The 17639-nt window shown below is 40.9% G+C and carries 14 protein-coding genes and 1 other annotated feature; of the genes, 13 read left to right on the top strand and 1 reads right to left on the bottom strand.

Features of this window, described 5'->3' with window-relative positions:
* Positions 1–8: 8 nt before the first annotated feature.
* The 3 genes from HMPREF1115_RS05925 to HMPREF1115_RS05915 all read left to right on the top strand — a co-directional run bounded on the left by HMPREF1115_RS05925 (position 9) and on the right by HMPREF1115_RS05915 (position 5577).
* Positions 9–2162 (top strand): LicD family protein, encoded by a 2154-nt coding sequence (locus tag HMPREF1115_RS05925; protein WP_000622807.1) that lies wholly within the window; start codon positions 9–11, stop codon positions 2160–2162.
* Positions 2163–2165: 3 nt separating this feature from the next.
* Positions 2166–2876 (top strand): LicD family protein, encoded by a 711-nt coding sequence (locus tag HMPREF1115_RS05920; RefSeq protein WP_000942444.1) that lies wholly within the window; start codon positions 2166–2168, stop codon positions 2874–2876.
* Between the two features lie 187 nt (positions 2877–3063).
* A complete protein-coding gene (locus HMPREF1115_RS05915) occupies positions 3064–5577 on the top strand; it encodes an MBL fold metallo-hydrolase (RefSeq protein WP_000730137.1) in 2514 nt (837 codons plus the stop codon).
* A 46-nt stretch (positions 5578–5623) separates the two neighbouring features.
* Here HMPREF1115_RS05915 and HMPREF1115_RS05910 read toward each other — a convergent pair whose 3' ends face one another.
* Positions 5624–7102: an oligosaccharide flippase family protein gene (locus HMPREF1115_RS05910; protein WP_000789704.1), complete on the bottom strand. Its 1479-nt coding sequence runs from the start codon at positions 7100–7102 to the stop codon at positions 5624–5626.
* Between the two features lie 122 nt (positions 7103–7224).
* Here HMPREF1115_RS05910 and mecA point away from each other — a divergent pair, with 122 nt between their 5' ends.
* The 10 genes from mecA (at position 7225) to rplL (ending at position 17535) form a co-directional block, all read left to right on the top strand.
* The gene (mecA, locus tag HMPREF1115_RS05905; RefSeq protein WP_000782698.1) at positions 7225–7965 is read left to right on the top strand and encodes an adaptor protein MecA; all 741 of its coding nucleotides are present in this window, start codon (positions 7225–7227) and stop codon (positions 7963–7965) included.
* 148 nt (positions 7966–8113) lie between these two features.
* Positions 8114–9400, top strand: a complete 1287-nt coding sequence (locus tag HMPREF1115_RS05900) for a homoserine dehydrogenase (protein ID WP_000216359.1) — start codon at positions 8114–8116, stop codon at positions 9398–9400.
* Between the two features lies 1 nt (position 9401).
* Positions 9402–10271: a homoserine kinase gene (gene thrB / locus HMPREF1115_RS05895; protein WP_000692418.1), complete on the top strand. Its 870-nt coding sequence runs from the start codon at positions 9402–9404 to the stop codon at positions 10269–10271.
* Between the two features lie 76 nt (positions 10272–10347).
* Positions 10348–10506: a hypothetical protein gene (locus HMPREF1115_RS12255; RefSeq protein WP_025170984.1), complete on the top strand. Its 159-nt coding sequence runs from the start codon at positions 10348–10350 to the stop codon at positions 10504–10506.
* Between the two features lie 16 nt (positions 10507–10522).
* Positions 10523–11461 (top strand): peptide-methionine (R)-S-oxide reductase MsrB, encoded by a 939-nt coding sequence (msrB, locus tag HMPREF1115_RS05890; protein ID WP_000818188.1) that lies wholly within the window; start codon positions 10523–10525, stop codon positions 11459–11461.
* Between the two features lie 59 nt (positions 11462–11520).
* Positions 11521–13245: an ABC transporter ATP-binding protein gene (locus HMPREF1115_RS05885; RefSeq protein ID WP_000681720.1), complete on the top strand. Its 1725-nt coding sequence runs from the start codon at positions 11521–11523 to the stop codon at positions 13243–13245.
* Between the two features lies 1 nt (position 13246).
* Positions 13247–14995, top strand: coding sequence for an ABC transporter ATP-binding protein (locus HMPREF1115_RS05880; protein ID WP_001254289.1), 1749 nt, complete (start codon positions 13247–13249; stop codon positions 14993–14995).
* Between the two features lie 99 nt (positions 14996–15094).
* A complete protein-coding gene (locus HMPREF1115_RS05875; protein WP_000870437.1) occupies positions 15095–16354 on the top strand; it encodes a TRZ/ATZ family protein in 1260 nt (419 codons plus the stop codon).
* A gap of 63 nt (positions 16355–16417) precedes the next feature.
* Positions 16418–16553: a sequence feature (ribosomal protein L10 leader region), on the top strand.
* A gap of 38 nt (positions 16554–16591) precedes the next feature.
* A complete protein-coding gene (gene rplJ / locus HMPREF1115_RS05870) occupies positions 16592–17092 on the top strand; it encodes a 50S ribosomal protein L10 (protein WP_001287274.1) in 501 nt (166 codons plus the stop codon).
* Between the two features lie 74 nt (positions 17093–17166).
* Positions 17167–17535 carry a 50S ribosomal protein L7/L12 gene (gene rplL / locus HMPREF1115_RS05865; protein WP_001196964.1) on the top strand — a complete coding sequence of 123 codons (369 nt, stop codon included), beginning with the start codon at positions 17167–17169 and terminating at the stop codon, positions 17533–17535.
* The last annotated feature ends 104 nt before the right edge of the window (positions 17536–17639 follow it).

Here is a 17639-nt window from a genome sequence, read left to right as displayed (position 1 = left end):
GAGAAAAAATGATTTCATTTATTGAAAAAAACTATTTTAAAATCAATTTGCTATTTTTATCAGTTATATCTTTTTACTGTATGGCAGGCTTGATTGTTCCACTTCAGCCAATCTCGGCCAATAAATTTGTCACTCTTGGCATGACCCTCATGGGCGTTTTGTTGGGACTTTATAATTTCTTTATCAAAAAAGCCTATCTGACTGTCAGAAAAATTGAGTATTTGATTCTCTTTTTTATAATGAATATCCTGACCGCGGTCTTAGTTGTCAAGTATGGATTTTCAACAAACATAAAGAACTTAGTCGTCTTTTTCATCTATTTCTTTGCACTCTATCCTGTCTTTCAGTCTTTCACTGTGAAAAAAGCACGTGCCCTCTTTGATGTCTTCTTCTCAGTTATCACTGTTGCAAATACTATAGGTGTGCTTGTATCAATTTGGCAATTCTTCATGTTGCAGGGCTACCGCGTATTTGATTACAAGGGCTTATTGATCCGTCAAGGATTTGTAGAATCTCGTCTATTTGGGATCCTAGCCAGTCCCAACTATCTCTCTATTATTTCCTTGATGGTGATTATTTATTTGTGGATGCGCTTGTCGCTTTACAATACCGTCCTTAAAACTCTGGCTATCTCATCAATTCTGCTAAATTTTGCTTATATTGTACTGTCTGGTTCCAGAACAACCTATATCTGTTTGGTTATCGTTGCTCTGTTATACGCTTTGATGACGGCTAACTGGACTAAAAAAATCAAGTCACTTCTTACTGTTCTAGTAACTGTAGGCCTGGTATTTGTCTGTTATAATGGTATCAAATATAGTAGCGATATATACTTGAAAGCTCACTCAACTCAAATCCAAAAGAACCAAGAAAATGGACAAAATGGAGACAATAATCTTTCTCTTGAGAGAACTGACACAAGTGAAGAGAATATCTCCAATAACCGTTTTGCCATTTGGCAGTCAACAGCTTCCTTTATCCCTAGACGTCCCTTATTTGGTTATTCAGGTGGAAATTGGTATGAGTTAGGTAAAGAATATGATGCTTCAGCTTATATCATCAAACAACATTATCTTACTCACAACGGCTACCTTGAGTTGTTATTCTATGATGGTCTGACAGGTTTTATCCCTATGGCCATCTTTATGCTTGCCTTCATCATTTCAAGTCTCAAGAAATATAAAAAAGACCTTCAAGAAGGTCGCCGCAATCATGAATTGATTACCATTCTCTTGATGACTGTAGTTATTCTCATTTCTAACTTGTTCTTGAGTTCAACCTTCTATGGAATTTCTCTACAGGGTTGTATCTTGTTTGTGATTTCAGGTTACTATTTCTCTGTTCTCTATAAAAAAAGAGACGGCTATAGAAAACTAGATGAAGCGGAGATTAAAGAAGTTGAACTAGGTGTCATGGATTATATCCACAATCTCTGTCAAAAAGAAAATATCAACTATTCACTGGCTTATGGAACCTTGCTGGGAGCAGTGAGACACAAGGGTTACATTCCTTGGGATGACGATATTGATATCTCTTTGAAACGCGATGAATACGACAAATTGTATCAAGCTATTTTGCAAGATAATGATCCTGTCTACAAAGTTGTTTCCTGGGAAAATGACGCTCGCTACCCTTACCCATTTTATCGAGTCTATGATGCGCGAACTGTCTATGATAACAACTATATCGACAATGATATTGATTTAGGAATTTGTGTGGACGTTTTCCCATTTGACTATTATGCTGATGTTAACAAGGACATGGTAAAACTGGATACTTACCGTCGTTTATCAGTCTATACCCTTTATGGCATCCATAATAAGAATGCGAAACTCAAGAATATCATCAGATATCTACTTGTCCTTGTATTCCGTCTGACTCGTGTCAAAACTTGGAACCAAAAGATGAATATCCTATCTATGCAAGAAAAAGATGGAGACTTCATTGACTACCTTATGGAGAACAAAAGAGTTTCTACGAAGTTTGACAAGTCCTTCTTGGATACGACGATTGATAGTCCATTTGAAGATAGAGTTTACAAAATTCCTGAGGCCTATCAGCCAATCCTTTCTGCCATCTACGGAGATGACTTTATGGAAATTCCTCCTCTAGAAAAACGAGTGAAGCATGATGACTTCCTCGCTTATATAAAGGAGGAATAGAACGTGTTACAATGGTTAAAAAGAAGTTTAGCCAGTCTCTTAGGAGATAAGAAAGACCTGGTTAAAAACCTACCTATTATCAAAAATTTAAATCAAAAAGCCAATATCGACTTGGATTCAAAGAGAAGCAATTTGCTCAAAGAAAACTTTGAAGATATTCTAAAGGCCATCTACCAATCTAATCTGAAATTCTATGATATCTGGTTAGATTTTGGAACTTTACTTGGTTTCTACAGAGAAAATGATCTGATTCCGCATGATTTAGATATGGACTTTGGGATTATTATCCCAGACTACGAAGCCTTTTTAAAGGATGAGAAAGTTCTTTTTGAGAAGGGCTTTGTCAGAACAAAAGAGTTCTATTACAATGATAAACTTGTAGAATTATCCTATAGTTACAAGGGCCTCAATGTTGATTTTATTGTCTATGATAAAAAAGAGGGAAGCATTTCCTCAGACACTATTTTCTATATGACAAACGCCTTGGGAAATCCTACAAGATATGAAGTCTACCACTATGAATTGCCGTTTGCAGCACTTACTGAATGTAGTTTTAAAGAGATTCTAGTAAAAGTTCCAGAAAATACAAGAGAATACATCAGTCACTTGTATGGGGAGGATTTTGAAATCCCTAACACTCATTACAACTGGAAAGAAAATCCGATTTACAAACAAAAAGATCCTAATTTGGCTAAAGTACTTTTGAAAAAGTAAACTTGGAAATACAAGAAAAGAGGGGATGGTGAAGTTCTTCCTTGTTAACTCTAGTCCCTACTCTAGTGTGACAATCAGACTTCTCTTTTCCTCTTTTTGTCTTATAGTGACGGAAAGAGGCTAGAAAAGTTGCTACTAGGATGAATTCTCATCCTAGCTTCCGCTATCAAAGAAAGAAGTGGTTTATATGAAAAAGAAACAGATAAAAGAAACCCTTGTATTTATTTCCCTAGTCTTGTTGCTTGTCTCTGGACTATTTACACCAGCAGCTCAGGCAGATACTTCAAGCAACAGAATCCATTTTATCAATACCAAAGGAGTATCAGGAAGTGATGCCATTATTCTAGAAAGTAATGGTCACTATGCCTTGATTGATATGGGTGAAGACTATGATTTTCCAGATGGGGAAGATCCTCGCTATCCCAGTCGTGTAGGAATTAGCAGACAGAATGATTATGTATTAGAAGATCGTCTCTTTCGTCACATGAAACACCTTGGGGTACAAAAGTTAGATTTTATTCTAGGAACCCATGTCCATAGTGACCATATTGGATCGGCGGATGAAGTTCTAAAACGTTATCCTGTAGACAGGTTTTATCTAAAGAGATACTCAGATGAGCGCATCACATCAAAATGGCGATTGTGGGACAATCTTTTTAATTATGACAATGCTGTCAAGACGGCTCTAGAGCGTGGTGTAACTCTTGTGCAAGACATTACCGAGAAGGAAAGTCACTTCACTTTAGGTGACATGGATATTCAGCTTTATAACTATAAAAACGAATATGACAGTGATGGCAAACTTAAGAGAGTTTATGATGATAATTCCAATTCAATTGTAGCAGTGGTTACTGTAGCGGGGAAAAAGATTTATCTCGGTGGTGACTTGGATAATGCTGAGGGGGCAGAGGATAAGTTAGGTCCTGAAATTGGTAAAGTGGATATGATGAAATGGAACCATCATTATGATGCCCACATTTCAAATACGATTCCTTTCTTAGACTCCCTATCTCCAAGTATGGTGGTTCACACATCCGCAGCAGAAGCCAATCTTGCTACAACTAGAGACTATCTTAAGAAACATGGTATTGAGGTAGTTCATGCTTCTAGCCAGACCAAGGATGCAACTGTCTTTACAATTAGCAGAAATGGTTTTACAAATGTGTCTGATTCTCTACCTAATATTCCTACTGTTAGTGAAAGATGGTATAAAGAAGATGGTTACTGGAAATATCGCTTGTCTGATGATCAGATGGCAATCGGTTGGCGAAAAATAGAAGGTATTTACTATTTCTTTAATGGGCAAGGACAAATGCAGGCAGGTAGATGGCTTCATTTGAACGATTCTCGTGAAAAACCTGATGGTAACTGGTATTATTTAAACAACAATGGACAAATGCAAGATACTGGCTGGTTTAAACAAGATGGTACTTGGTATTATATTGCTTCAAGTGGAGCAAGGAGCTATAGTCAGTTAGTTGAAATTGAAGGGCAAAAATATCTATTTGACAAAGATGGAAAGATGCTGACTGGCCTTCAGGTCTATAATGGTAAGAAGATGGTCTTTGCTAGTAGTGGTGCCCTGCAGTCGGAGGGCAAAGCATCATCTTGGCAAAAGATTGCCTCAAATTGGTACTATTATGATGAAGACAGCATTTTGACAGTTGGTAAGAAAGACATCAAGGGCACAACTTACTACTTTGACAAAGAAGGTATCATGCAAACTGGCTGGGCCTTGGTAGATGGCAAATGGAACTACTTTGCGAATTCAGGCGCCATGCAAACTGGCTGGGTCAAGGATAAAGACATTTGGTTCTACCTTGATAAAGACGGCAATATGCTAACTGGAAATCAAGAAATCAATGGCTCTCGTTACTATTTCAAGGCAAGTGGTGCCATGCAAACAGGTTGGCAATGGCAGGATAAGGGTTGGCAGTATTATACTAGCTCTGGTGCCATGAAGACAGGCTGGTTAAAATCGGGCGAATCATGGTATTATCTGGATCCAGAAACTGGCATCATGGCAGTCGGATCGCAAGAAATTAATGGAAAGAACTATTTCTTCAAGTCTTCAGGAATCATGCAAGTTGGTTGGCAATGGGTAAATGATAGTTGGCATTATTATGCCACTTCAGGAGCTCTGCAAACAGGATGGCTTAAAGATGGGGACACTTGGTATTATCTAGATGCTAAGGAAGGAACCATGTTGGTCGGTCTCCGTGCAGTAAATGGTGAACAGTACTACTTTAGCACTTCGGGTGCTATGCAGACAGGTTGGAAGTGGATTGATGGTCAGTATCGATACTTCCAAGCAAGTGGCGCCATGAAGACTGGCTGGATCAAAGATCAAGGCAAGTGGTATCATCTTGAAAAAGAAAGTGGAACCATGTTGGTCGGTCTTCATACGGTGAATGCTCAGACCTACTATTTTGGTCCGAACGGAGCTATGCAAACAGGTTGGAAACAGCTTGATGGTAATTGGTACTATTTCCAAGCTGATGGTTCTTTGTTGAAGAACGCAACAACACCTGATGGTTACAAAGTAAACGAAGAAGGTATCTGGAAACAGGCTGTTGCTGCTGTAAATAGCGAGGCAGTCAAGCCAGAACAGAAACAAGAAGCTAATTCCTCTATTGTTGAACAACCTAAACAAGATTCAAATCTAGAAGCCAACGCTTCGGAAAAGAAAGAAAACGAATAAAGAAGAAATCCCCTACTGGCAACTAATTTATCAGTAGGGGATTTTTTTAATTTCGTTTTAATTTAGCAAGTACAAGGTTCAGTGCATAGTGGAGTGTTTTATCTTTGGTGATAAAGAGTGTCAAGAGATAATAGATACCACAAGCCGCAACAGTCGAGAGAACCATGAGAATCATGTTGAAGTTGACTGTATAAGAGTTGATTTGGAAAAGGAATTTAAACGCAAAATAAATCGGTATGAATCCAAGGGATACAATAGTGTAACGTGTCAGAGTAGCAAAGATTTCTTTCAAATCAATCAGTTGGTGTTTCTGGATAAAGCGTATTTCCAGGAGAACGACGATAGTCTCTGCAAGAATAGTTGTAGCGATATAGTACTCAGGTGCAAAAATATTATTGAAATACAAGATGCTATTTAATAGTATATTGGCGCCACCGCCAAGGAAGTAAAAGGCAGTCAAACGATTTTCGTGGTCATTGATAAAGATAATTTGTTTACCAAGGATCAACTCAATGGCCCAGATGATGGTACGGAAGGCGAAGACACTAGTCACGATACCCGCTTCGAGGTATTTTTCAGAAGAGTAGATAACTGCTGCGTAGTTTCCTAATACCATAATCCCAATACTGGTTGGAATGATGAGGAAGTAAAAGAGGGCAGCTCCTTGATTCAGAAGATTATTATAAGACTCGTAGTCTTTCTTACCGAGATAGTAGCCGAGGCGCGGAATACTGACGTTGATAGCTCCACTCAAGACACTGGCTATCAGCATGACAATGCTGGAAGCAATGGTGTAGTAAGAAATGTAGTTTTCATCTGGTCCCTTGGTGATAAACATTCTATCAAGCAAGGTATAGAGCATGTTAGCGTTCGCTAAGAGTAGCATGGTCAAGAGCGGTTTAGATGCTTTGACTAATTCAACAAGACCGATCTTAACAAAGGAAACTTCTCTCTTGATCCAAAGAAAACTGAGCAGGTAGTTGAAGATAGTGGTTGCTGTCATAACGATAGCATAAGGAACGATATCGTCTGCCGTTTTAACAAAGGTGAAGATAGCGACCAGCATGGCAATCCGGATGATCAATGTCTTATAGAGGATGAAGGCATAGTTTTCATAAGCCTCGTTCATCCATTCGATATTGAGAAATTGGAAGAGTGCTTGGGCCCCTAGAATGTAGTAGAGGACTTTCAAATTCTCAATGCTGGTGTCAAAGAAGATAATGAGGAAGTAGATACCTGTCGTCAGGAGAGAGGTGAAAACCGAGATATAAAACAACTTAGAAAAGACGTAGTTGATTTTATTCTTGTCATCCTTGACCTTACTGATAGCTCGAATTCCGTAGTTGTATATCCCAAATGCAGCTAGTGGAATAACGAAGCTAGCCCAGGTATTGGCCGTATTGAAATAACCGTAATTGGATTTGCTGAGAATCCGCGTAAGATAAGGATTGGTTATCAGTGGAAAAACGATATTGAGAATATTGACCAGCAAGCTGGCCAAGGCATTTACTTTTATATTTTTCATTGATCTTTCTTTCTTAAATCTAAAATCATATCTAGTATTATATCACATTCTCGCTTCATTCTTTTGATAAAATCGTAAAAATCTAGTATAATAGATAGACTGAAAGTATGAGGTTACTAGATATGAAGATGAAACAAATTAGTGATACAACACTGAAAATCACGATGACTTTAGATGATTTGATGGATCGGGGAATGGAGATTGCAGACTTTCTCGTTCCTCAGGAAAAAACAGAAGAGTTTTTCTATGCTATTTTAGATGAGTTAGAGATGCCAGACAATTTCTTAGATAGTGGCATGCTGAGTTTCCGTGTGACGCCAAAACCTGATAAGGTCGACGTCTTTGTGACCAAGTCCAAAATTGACCAGAATCTGGATTTTGAAGATTTGGCGGACCTACCTGACATGGAAGAATTAGCCCAAATGTCGCCAGATGAATTTCTCAAAACCTTGGAAAAGAGCATTGCAGATAAGACCAAGGATGATATTGAGGCCATCCAATCTCTAGAGCAGGTCGAAGCTAAAGAAGAGGAGCTGGATCAGGCTGACAAGGAGACTGAGAGCAAGAAGGAACCTTATATCTACTATATCTTGCGTTTCGCAAATCTTGCAGACCTAGTTGCTTTTGCAAAGACGGTTAACTACCAGATGGAAACATCTGAACTCTATAAGATGAATGGACACTACTATTTGACAATCTTAGTTGATGTGGAAAACCATCCTAGTCCATATCCAGCTTGGCTCTTGGCTCGTATGCGTGAATTTGCAGATGATAGTGACATCAGTCGTTCTGTTTTACAAGAGTATGGTCACATCTTGATCAATCACGACGCAGTCTTCGGTCTTCAAAAAATTAATTCATAGTTTTTAGAAATCAATTTTTATTTATCAGAAAAGGCGAATCAGATGATTCGTTTTTTCTTTTCCATCTATAAATAGTGGTTTTCTTGGATAGGAATTTTCACAAAATTCTGTTATAATGGCTATATCAGAAAATTTCTAGGAGACAAACATGACAGTTAAAATTGCTTTACTTGGATTTGGTACCGTTGCAAGTGGCGTACCATTCCTCCTAAAGGAAAATGGAGAAAAAATCGTTCAGTCAGCTCATTCAGAGATTGAAGTAGCCAAGGTATTGGTCAAGGATGAAGATGAAAAGAACCGCTTGCTTGCAGCAGGGAATGACTTTAACTTTGTAACCAATGTAGATGATATTATAGCAGACAAAGATGTTACCATTGTAGTGGAATTGATGGGACGTATCGAACCTGCTAAGACCTTTATCACTCGTGCCTTAGAAGCTGGGAAACACGTTGTTACTGCTAACAAGGACCTTTTGGCTGTCCATGGTGCAGAATTGTTAGAAATCGCTAAAGAGCACAATGTGGCACTCTACTACGAAGCGGCAGTTGCTGGTGGAATCCCAATCCTTCGTACCTTGACAAATTCGTTGGCTTCTGACAAAATCACTCGTGTCCTTGGTGTAGTTAACGGAACTTCTAACTTTATGATGACCAAGATGGTGGAAGAAGGCTGGTCTTATGATGATGCTTTGGCTGAAGCACAAAGATTAGGTTTTGCAGAAAGTGATCCTACAAATGACGTGGATGGGATTGATGCAGCCTACAAGATGGTGATTTTGAGCCAATTTGCCTTTGGGATGAAGGTTGCCTTTGACGATGTAGCCCACAAGGGAATCCGCAATATTACACCAGAAGACGTAGCTGTTGCCCAAAACCTCGGCTATGTAGTGAAATTAGTTGGTTCTATCGAGGAAACTCCTTCAGGTATTGCTGCAGAAGTGACACCAACTTTCCTACCGAAAACTCACCCACTTGCTAGTGTCAATGGTGTAATGAACGCTGTCTTTGTAGAATCTATCGGTATCGGAGAATCCATGTACTACGGACCAGGTGCTGGTCAAAAGCCAACTGCAACAAGTGTTGTAGCTGATATTGTTCGTATCGTTCGTCGCTTGAATGATGGTACCATCGGTAAAGATTTCAACGAATATAGTCGTGACTTGATTTTGGCAAATCCAGAAGATGTTAAAGCAAACTACTATTTCTCAATCTTGGCACCAGATTCAAAAGGTCAGGTCTTGAAACTTGCTGAAATCTTTAATGCTCAAGATATTTCCTTCAAGCAAATTCTCCAAGATGGCAAAGAGGGTGACAAGGCGCGTGTAGTGATTATCACTCATAAGATTAATAAAGCACAACTTGAGAATGTTTCAGCTGAGTTGGCCAAAGCTTCAGAATTTGACCTCTTGAATACCTTCAAGGTGTTAGGAGAATAGGATGAAGATTATTGTACCTGCAACCAGTGCCAATATTGGGCCAGGTTTTGATTCGGTTGGTGTAGCTGTAACCAAGTATCTTCAAATTGAGGTCTGTGAAGAACGAGATGAGTGGTTGATTGAACACCAGATTGGCAAATGGATTCCACATGACGAGCGTAATCTCTTGCTCAAGATTGCCTTGCAAATTGCGCCTGACTTGCAACCGAGACGTTTGAAAATGACCAGCGATGTTCCCTTGGCGCGTGGTTTGGGTTCTTCTAGCTCTGTTATCGTTGCTGGAATTGAACTGGCTAACCAACTGGGCAATCTCAACTTATCTAACCACGACAAATTGCAGTTGGCTACCAAGATTGAAGGACATCCTGACAATGTAGCTCCAGCAATTTACGGCAATCTCGTTATTGCAAGTTCTGTTGAAGGAAATGTTTCAGCGATTGTGGCTGACTTTCCAGAGTGTGATTTTCTAGCTTATATTCCCAACTATGAATTGCGTACCCGAGACAGCCGTGGTGTCCTTCCTAAGAAATTGTCCTACAAGGAAGCTGTTGCGGCCAGTTCTATCGCCAATGTGGCCGTTGCAGCCTTGTTGGCAGGAGACATGGTGACAGCTGGGCAAGCAATCGAGGGGGACCTCTTCCATGAACGCTATCGTCAGGACCTAGTGAGAGAATTTGCGACGATTAAGCAAGTAGCCAAAGAGAATGGTGCCTATGCAACCTACCTCTCCGGTGCTGGACCGACAGTGATGGTCTTGGCTTCTCACGACAAGATGCCGGCGATTAAGGCAGAATTGCAAAAGCAGTCTTTCAAAGGCAAACTTCATGATTTGAAAGTTGACACCCAAGGTGTCCGTGTCAAAACAAAGTAAAGAAATAGAAGATAGGATGGGGAAACTCTTGACCAGAGGACTTCCTATCCTTTTTTTGAAAAGAAGTTTATACTCAATGAAAATCAAAGAGCAAACTAGGAAGCTAGCCGCAGGTTGCTCAAAACATGGTTTTGAGGTTGTAGATGAAACTGACGAAGTCACTAACCATACCTACGGTAAGATGACGCTGACGTGGTTTGAAGAGATTTTCGAAGAGTATTGGTTAAAAACTTGATAAAGGAGAAATAAAGATGGCAGAAATTTATCTAGCAGGTGGTTGTTTTTGGGGCCTAGAGGAGTATTTTTCCCGAATTTCGGGAGTGCTAGCTACCAGTGTCGGCTACGCTAATGGGCAAGTCGAAACGACCAATTACCAGCTGCTCAAGGAAACAGACCATGCAGAAACGGTTCAAGTAATTTATGATGAGAAAGCTGTGTCACTCAGAGAGATTTTGCTTTATTATTTCCGTGTTATTGATCCAGTGTCTATTAACCAGCAGGGGAATGACTGTGGTCGCCAATATCGAACGGGAATCTATTATCAGGATGAAGCAGACTTGCCAGCTATCTACACAGTGGTGCAGGAGCAGGAGCGCATGCTGGGTCGAAAGATTGCAGTAGAGGTGGAGAAACTTCGCCACTACATATTAGCAGAAGACTACCATCAAGACTATCTCAAGAAAAATCCTTCAGGTTATTGTCATATCGATGTGACCGATGCTGAGAAGCCATTGATTGATGCCTCAAACTATGAAAAGCCTAGTCAAGAGGTGTTAAAGGAAAGCTTAACTGAAGAGTCTTATCGTGTTACGCAAGAAGCTGCTACAGAGGCTCCATTTAGTAATGCTTATGACCAAACTTTTGAAGAGGGGATTTATGTAGACATCACGACAGGGGAGCCACTCTTTTTTGCTAAGGATAAGTTTGCCTCAGGTTGTGGTTGGCCAAGTTTTAGTCGTCCGATTTCTAAGGAATTGATTCACTATTACAAAGACCTGAGTCATGGAATGGAGCGAATCGAGGTTCGTTCTCGGTCAGGCAATGCTCACTTGGGTCATGTTTTCACAGATGGACCTCAGGAGTTAGGTGGCCTCCGTTACTGTATCAATTCTGCATCCTTGCGCTTTGTAGCCAAGGATGAGATGGAAAAAGCAGGATATGGCTATCTATTACCTTACTTAAACAAATAAAACTGAGAGGGTGGGGCTTCCCACTTTCTTCATTTCCAGAATAAGAATAGAAGGGATCTATGAAACACTTACTATCTTACTTCAAACCCTATATCAAAGAGTCGATTCTAGCACCTCTGTTCAAGCTGCTAGAAGCTGTTTTTGAACTCTTGGTTCCCATGGTGATTGCTGGGATTGTTGACCAGTCCTTGCCCCAGAGAGATCAAGGACACCTCTGGATGCAGATTGGCCTGCTCCTTATCTTTGCAGTGATTGGCGTTTTAGTGGCCTTAATAGCCCAGTTTTACTCAGCCAAGGCAGCGGTTGGGTTTGCCAAGGAATTGACAGATGACCTTTATCGTCATATTCTTTCTTTACCTAAGGACAGTAGAGACCGTTTGACAACTTCTAGCTTGGTGACCCGCTTGACTTCGGATACCTACCAGATACAGACTGGTATCAATCAATTCCTGCGCCTCTTTTTGAGAGCGCCTATTATCGTTTTTGGGGCTATCTTTATGGCCTATCGCATCTCAGCTGAGCTGACTTTCTGGTTCTTGGTTATGGTTGTTATTTTGACGATTGTCATTGTCGGGCTCTCTCGGCTGGTCAATCCTCTCTACAGTAGTCTCAGAAAGAAAACGGATCAGCTGGTTCAGGAAACGCGCCAGCAATTACAAGGCATGCGAGTTATTCGTGCTTTTGGTCAGGAAAAACGAGAGTTACAGATTTTTCAAACCCTTAACCAAGTTTATGCTAGATTGCAAGAAAAAACAGGCTTCTGGTCTAGTTTATTAACACCTCTGACCTATCTGATTGTTAATGGAACTCTTCTCGTCATCATCTGGCAGGGATATATTTCAATTCAAGGAGGTTTACTCAGTCAAGGTGCCCTCATTGCCCTTATCAACTATCTCTTGCAGATTTTGGTGGAATTGGTTAAGCTCGCCATGCTGATCAATTCTCTCAATCAGTCCTACATCTCAGCCAAGCGAATCGAGGAAGTCTTTGACGAGGCTCCAGAGGATATCCATTCAGAATTAGAAGAAAAGCAAGCTACCAGTGATCGGGTTTTGCAAGTCAAAGAATTAACCTTTACCTATCCTGATGCCGCCCAGCCTTCTTTGAGAAACATTTCCTTTGATATGAAGCAAGGGCAAATCCTTGGTATCATCGGGGGAACTGGTTCAGGTAAATCAAGTTTGGTGCAAGTCTTACTTGGTCTTTATCCAGCAGATAAGGGGAGCATTGACCTTTATCGCAATGGACGTAGTCCTCTTGATCTTGAGCAGTGGCGGTCTTGGATTGCCTATGTGCCCCAAAAGGTCGAACTCTTTAAGGGAACTATTCGTTCCAACTTGACTTTGGGTTTCAATCGAGAAGTGTCTGACCAGCAACTATGGCAGGCCTTGGAGATTGCGCAAGTTAAGGATTTTGTCAGTGAAAAGGAAGGACTTTTGGATGCCCTAGTTGAGGCAGGAGGACGAAATTTCTCAGGTGGACAAAAACAAAGGCTGTCTATCGCACGAGCAGTCTTGCGACAAGCACCATTTCTCATCCTAGATGATGCGACTTCGGCCCTCGACACCATTACCGAATCCAATCTCTTGAAAGCTATTCGAGAAAATTTGCCAAACACGAGCTTAATCTTGATTTCTCAACGAACATCAACTTTACAGATGGCTGACCAGATTCTCCTTTTGGAAAAAGGTGAGTTACTAGCTGTTGGCAAGCATGATGACTTGATGAAGACTAGCCAAGTCTATCGGGAAATCAATGCATCCCAACATGGAAAGGAGGACTAGCATGAGACGACAAACCGCAAACCAGACGCTCAAACGTTTAGCCGTAGATTTAGCAAGCCATCCCTTCCTCCTTTTCCTTGCCTTTCTAGGAACGATTGCTCAAGTTAGTTTATCAATTTACCTACCTATTTTGATTGGGCAGGTCATTGACCAAGTTCTAGTGGCTGGTTCTTCACCAGTTTTTTGGCAGATTTTCATCCAGATGATCTTGGTAGTCATAGGAAATACACTGGTACAATGGGCCAATCCTCTTCTTTATAATCGTCTAATCTTCTCTTATACCAGAGACTTGCGAGAGCGAATCATTCATAAGCTCCATCGTTTACCGATTGCTTTTGTAGATCGGCAGGGCAGTGGAGAGATGGTTAGTCGTGTGACCACAGACATAGAACAGCTGGCAGCCGGCTTGACCATGATTTTTAACCAATTTTTCATTGGAGTCTTGATGATTTTGGTTAGTATTCTAGCCATGCACCAAATTCACCTCCTCATGACCCTCTTGGTCTTACTGTTGACGCCCCTGTCTATGGTGATTTCACGTTTTATTGCCAAACGTTCCTATCATCTCTTTCAGAAGCAAACAGAGACCAGGGGGATTCAGACTCAGTTGATTGAAGAATCGCTTAGCCAGCAGACTATTATCCAGTCCTTCAATGCTCAGACAGAGTTTATCCAAAGACTGCACGAGGCGAATGGCAACTACGCAGGTTATTCTCAGTCAGCTATCTTTTATTCATCAACGGTCAATCCTTCGACTCGCTTTGTTAATGCACTCATCTATGCTCTTCTTGCTGGAGTGGGAGCCTATCGTATCATGATGGGATCCACCTTGACCATCGGGCGTTTAGTGACTTTTTTGAATTACGTCCAACAGTACACCAAGCCCTTTAATGATATTTCTTCTGTTTTAGCCGAGTTGCAAAGTGCTCTCGCTTGCGCAGAGCGTGTCTATGCTGTCTTAGAAAGTCCTGAGGTTGCTGAAACAGGTAAGGAAGTCTTGACCAGTGACCAAGTTAAGGGAGCCATTTCCTTTAAGCATGTTTCTTTTGGCTACCATCCTGAAAGGATCTTGATTAAGGATTTGTCTATCGATATCCCAGCTGGTAGCAAGGTAGCCATCGTTGGTCCAACAGGTGCTGGTAAGTCAACTCTCATCAATCTCCTCATGCGTTTTTATCCTATTAACTCGGGAGATATCTTGTTAGACGGTCGTTCTATTTACGATTATACCCGAGCATCATTGAGACAGCAGTTTGGCATGGTGCTCCAAGAAACTTGGCTCAAGCAAGTGACCATTCATGACAATATTGCCTTTGGAAATCCTGATGCCAGTAGGGAGCAGGTGATTGCTGCTGCAAAGGCAGCCAATGCAGACTTTTTCATCCAACAGTTGCCACAGGGATACGATAGCAAGTTGGAAAATGCAGGAGAATCCCTCTCTGTCGGACAAGCCCAGCTCTTGACCATCGCCCGAGTCTTTCTAGCTATTCCAAAGATTCTTATCTTAGACGAGGCGACTTCTTCCATCGATACACGGACAGAAGTGCTAGTACAGGATGCCTTTGCCAAACTCATGGAGGGACGTACAAGCTTTATCATTGCTCACCGTTTGTCAACTATTCAGGATGCGGATTTGATTCTTGTCTTGGTAGATGGAGATATTGTTGAGTATGGTAACCATCAGGACCTCATGGCTAGAAAGGGCAAGTATTACCAAATGCAAAAAGCTTCAGCTTTTAGCTCTGAATAATCCTTTCTATTTTGAAATCTTATGGACAAAAAAAGTTGCCTTCGGGTGACTTTTTTGTTACAATAGCTAGAAAAATCATGGTCTTAGAAGGAGAAAATAATGAAAGTCTATCAGCATGTAAATATCGTGACTTGTGACCAAGATTTCCATGTTTATTTGGATGGTGTCTTAGCCGTTAAGGACTCTCAAATCGTCTATGTCAGCCAAGAGGAGCCAGATATTTTAGAGCAAGCTGAGCAGATTATAGACTATCAGGGAGCCTGGATCATGCCTGGTTTGGTTAATTGCCATACCCATTCTGCTATGACAGGCTTACGCGGAATCCGAGATGATAGTAACCTCCACGAATGGCTCAATGACTATATTTGGCCAGCAGAAGCAGGATTTACTCCCGATATGACTACCAAGGCAGTCAAAGAAGCTCTGACAGAGATGCTCCAGTCAGGGACAACAACCTTCAACGATATGTATAATCCCAATGGTGTGGATATTGAGAGAATTTATCAGGCAGTCAAGGCATCTAAGATGCGTTGTTATTTCTCACCGACCCTCTTTTCTTCAGAGGCAGAAACAACTGCTGAGACCATAAGCAGAACACGTGCTATCATCGAGGAAATCTTAGGATATGAAAATCCAAATTTCAAGGTTATGGTAGCTCCACATTCTCCTTATAGCTGTGAAAAAGACTTACTGGAAGCGAGCTTAGATATGGCAAAAGAGCTGGACATTCCTATCCATATCCATGTGGCGGAGACCCAGGAGGAATCAGGAATTATCCTGAAACGATACGGCAAACGCCCCCTCGCCTTTCTCGAAGAATTGGGTTACTTAGACCATCCCTCTGTCTTTGCTCACGGGGTCGAATTAAACGAGAGAGAAATTGAACGTTTGGCGACTTCTCATGTGGCTATCGCCCATAATCCTATTAGTAACCTCAAACTGGCCTCAGGAATCGCTCCCATCATCCAACTGCAAAAAGCAGGAGTAGCAGTCGGAATTGCGACTGATTCAGTTGCTTCCAATAACAATCTTGATATGTTTGAGGAAGGACGGACCGCAGCCCTTCTTCAGAAAATGAAGAGTGGAGATGCCAGCCAATTTCCTATCGAAACAGCTCTCAAAGCTCTGACGATAGAAGGTGCTAAGGTTCTTGGAATGGAAAACCTGATAGGAAGTCTGGAAGTTGGCAAGCAAGCAGATTTTCTCGTGATTCAACCTAAGGGAAAAATCCATCTTCAACCTCAGGAAAATATGCTCTCTCACCTTGTTTATGCAGTCAAATCCAGTGATGTTGACGATGTCTATATCGCTGGAGAACAGGTTGTCAAGCAAGGACAAGTTTTGACAGTAGAGATTTAAAAAATATTTCAAAAAAAGTCTGCAAAAATCTTGCATTCTTTTTTTGTCTATGCTATACTTATATACGGTTTGAAAAAACTGCCTAAGACAGTAGGGGAGCTCGACTCATAAATATCCTACCGAGGACAAAACGTATCATGTAAAAAGAAGCGTATTGTACTTTCGTGTCTAGGTTTGGGCGCGTTTTTCTTTTGGAAAAATTCCCCAAGCAAAATAATTACGGAGGTGAACACACTAATGAGTGAAGCAATTATTGCTAAAAAAGCGGAACTAGTTGACGTAGTGGCTGAAAAAATGAAAGCTGCTGCATCTATCGTCGTTGTAGACGCTCGTGGTTTGACAGTTGAGCAAGATACAGTTCTTCGTCGTGAGCTTCGTGGAAGCGAAGTTGAGTATAAAGTCATTAAAAACTCAATCTTGCGTCGTGCAGCTGAAAAAGCTGGTCTTGAAGATCTTGCATCAGTATTTGTTGGACCATCTGCCGTAGCATTTTCTAATGAAGATGTTATCGCACCAGCGAAAATCTTGAACGATTTTGCTAAAAACGCTGAAGCACTTGAAATTAAAGGTGGTGCAATTGAAGGCGCTGTCGCATCTAAAGAAGAAATCGTTGCTCTTGCAACTCTTCCAAACCGCGAAGGACTTCTTTCTATGCTCCTTTCTGTACTTCAAGCGCCAGTGCGCAACGTTGCTCTTGCAGTCAAAGCGGTTGCAGACAACAAAGAAGACGCAGCTTAATCTTAAGCTACGCAGCGTAGCCTAGCTACGGATAAACTATTATAAAATTAAAAACTTATTTGGAGGAAATAACAATGGCATTGAACATTGAAAACATTATTGCTGAAATTAAAGAAGCTTCAATCCTTGAATTGAACGACCTTGTAAAAGCTATCGAAGAAGAATTTGGTGTAACTGCAGCTGCTCCTGTAGCTGTTGCTGCAGCTGGTGCTGCTGACGCTGGTGCTGCTAAAGACTCATTTGACGTTGAGTTGACAGCTGCTGGTGACAAAAAAGTTGGCGTTATCAAAGTTGTACGTGAAATCACAGGTCTTGGACTTAAAGAAGCTAAAGAACTTGTTGATGGTGCACCAGGTGTCATCAAAGAAGGCGTTCCAACTGCAGAAGCTGAAGAAATCAAAGCTAAATTGGAAGAAGCTGGAGCTTCAGTTACTCTTAAATAATAGAGCAACTACATTTGTAGCTTAAAAACACATAAAACCGCTATTCTTAGGAGTAGCGGTTTTTTATATTTTTATAAAGTATTGTCCAGAAATGATGATTTATA

The organism is Streptococcus oralis SK610 (genome assembly GCF_000257455.1).
GTDB lineage: Bacteria > Bacillota > Bacilli > Lactobacillales > Streptococcaceae > Streptococcus > Streptococcus oralis_CB.
The sequence above is the reverse complement of the archived record's forward strand: the minus strand, read 5'-3'. Positions and strand labels throughout refer to the sequence as shown.

What these genes read in the sequence shown, in the direction of transcription:
- HMPREF1115_RS05915 (WP_000730137.1), top strand. Translation starts at nt 3,064, where the DNA reads ATGAAAAAGAAACAGATAAAAGAAACCCTTGTATTTATTTCCCTAGTC.
- HMPREF1115_RS05925 (WP_000622807.1), top strand. Translation starts at nt 9, where the DNA reads ATGATTTCATTTATTGAAAAAAACTATTTTAAAATCAATTTGCTATTT.
- HMPREF1115_RS05885 (WP_000681720.1), top strand. Translation starts at nt 11,521, where the DNA reads ATGAAACACTTACTATCTTACTTCAAACCCTATATCAAAGAGTCGATT.
- msrB (WP_000818188.1), top strand. Translation starts at nt 10,523, where the DNA reads ATGGCAGAAATTTATCTAGCAGGTGGTTGTTTTTGGGGCCTAGAGGAG.
- rplL (WP_001196964.1), top strand. Translation starts at nt 17,167, where the DNA reads ATGGCATTGAACATTGAAAACATTATTGCTGAAATTAAAGAAGCTTCA.
- HMPREF1115_RS12255 (WP_025170984.1), top strand. Translation starts at nt 10,348, where the DNA reads ATGAAAATCAAAGAGCAAACTAGGAAGCTAGCCGCAGGTTGCTCAAAA.
- rplJ (WP_001287274.1), top strand. Translation starts at nt 16,592, where the DNA reads ATGAGTGAAGCAATTATTGCTAAAAAAGCGGAACTAGTTGACGTAGTG.
- HMPREF1115_RS05910 (WP_000789704.1), bottom strand. Translation starts at nt 7,102, where the DNA reads ATGAAAAATATAAAAGTAAATGCCTTGGCCAGCTTGCTGGTCAATATT.
- HMPREF1115_RS05880 (WP_001254289.1), top strand. Translation starts at nt 13,247, where the DNA reads ATGAGACGACAAACCGCAAACCAGACGCTCAAACGTTTAGCCGTAGAT.
- HMPREF1115_RS05900 (WP_000216359.1), top strand. Translation starts at nt 8,114, where the DNA reads ATGACAGTTAAAATTGCTTTACTTGGATTTGGTACCGTTGCAAGTGGC.
- HMPREF1115_RS05875 (WP_000870437.1), top strand. Translation starts at nt 15,095, where the DNA reads ATGAAAGTCTATCAGCATGTAAATATCGTGACTTGTGACCAAGATTTC.
- thrB (WP_000692418.1), top strand. Translation starts at nt 9,402, where the DNA reads ATGAAGATTATTGTACCTGCAACCAGTGCCAATATTGGGCCAGGTTTT.
- mecA (WP_000782698.1), top strand. Translation starts at nt 7,225, where the DNA reads ATGAAGATGAAACAAATTAGTGATACAACACTGAAAATCACGATGACT.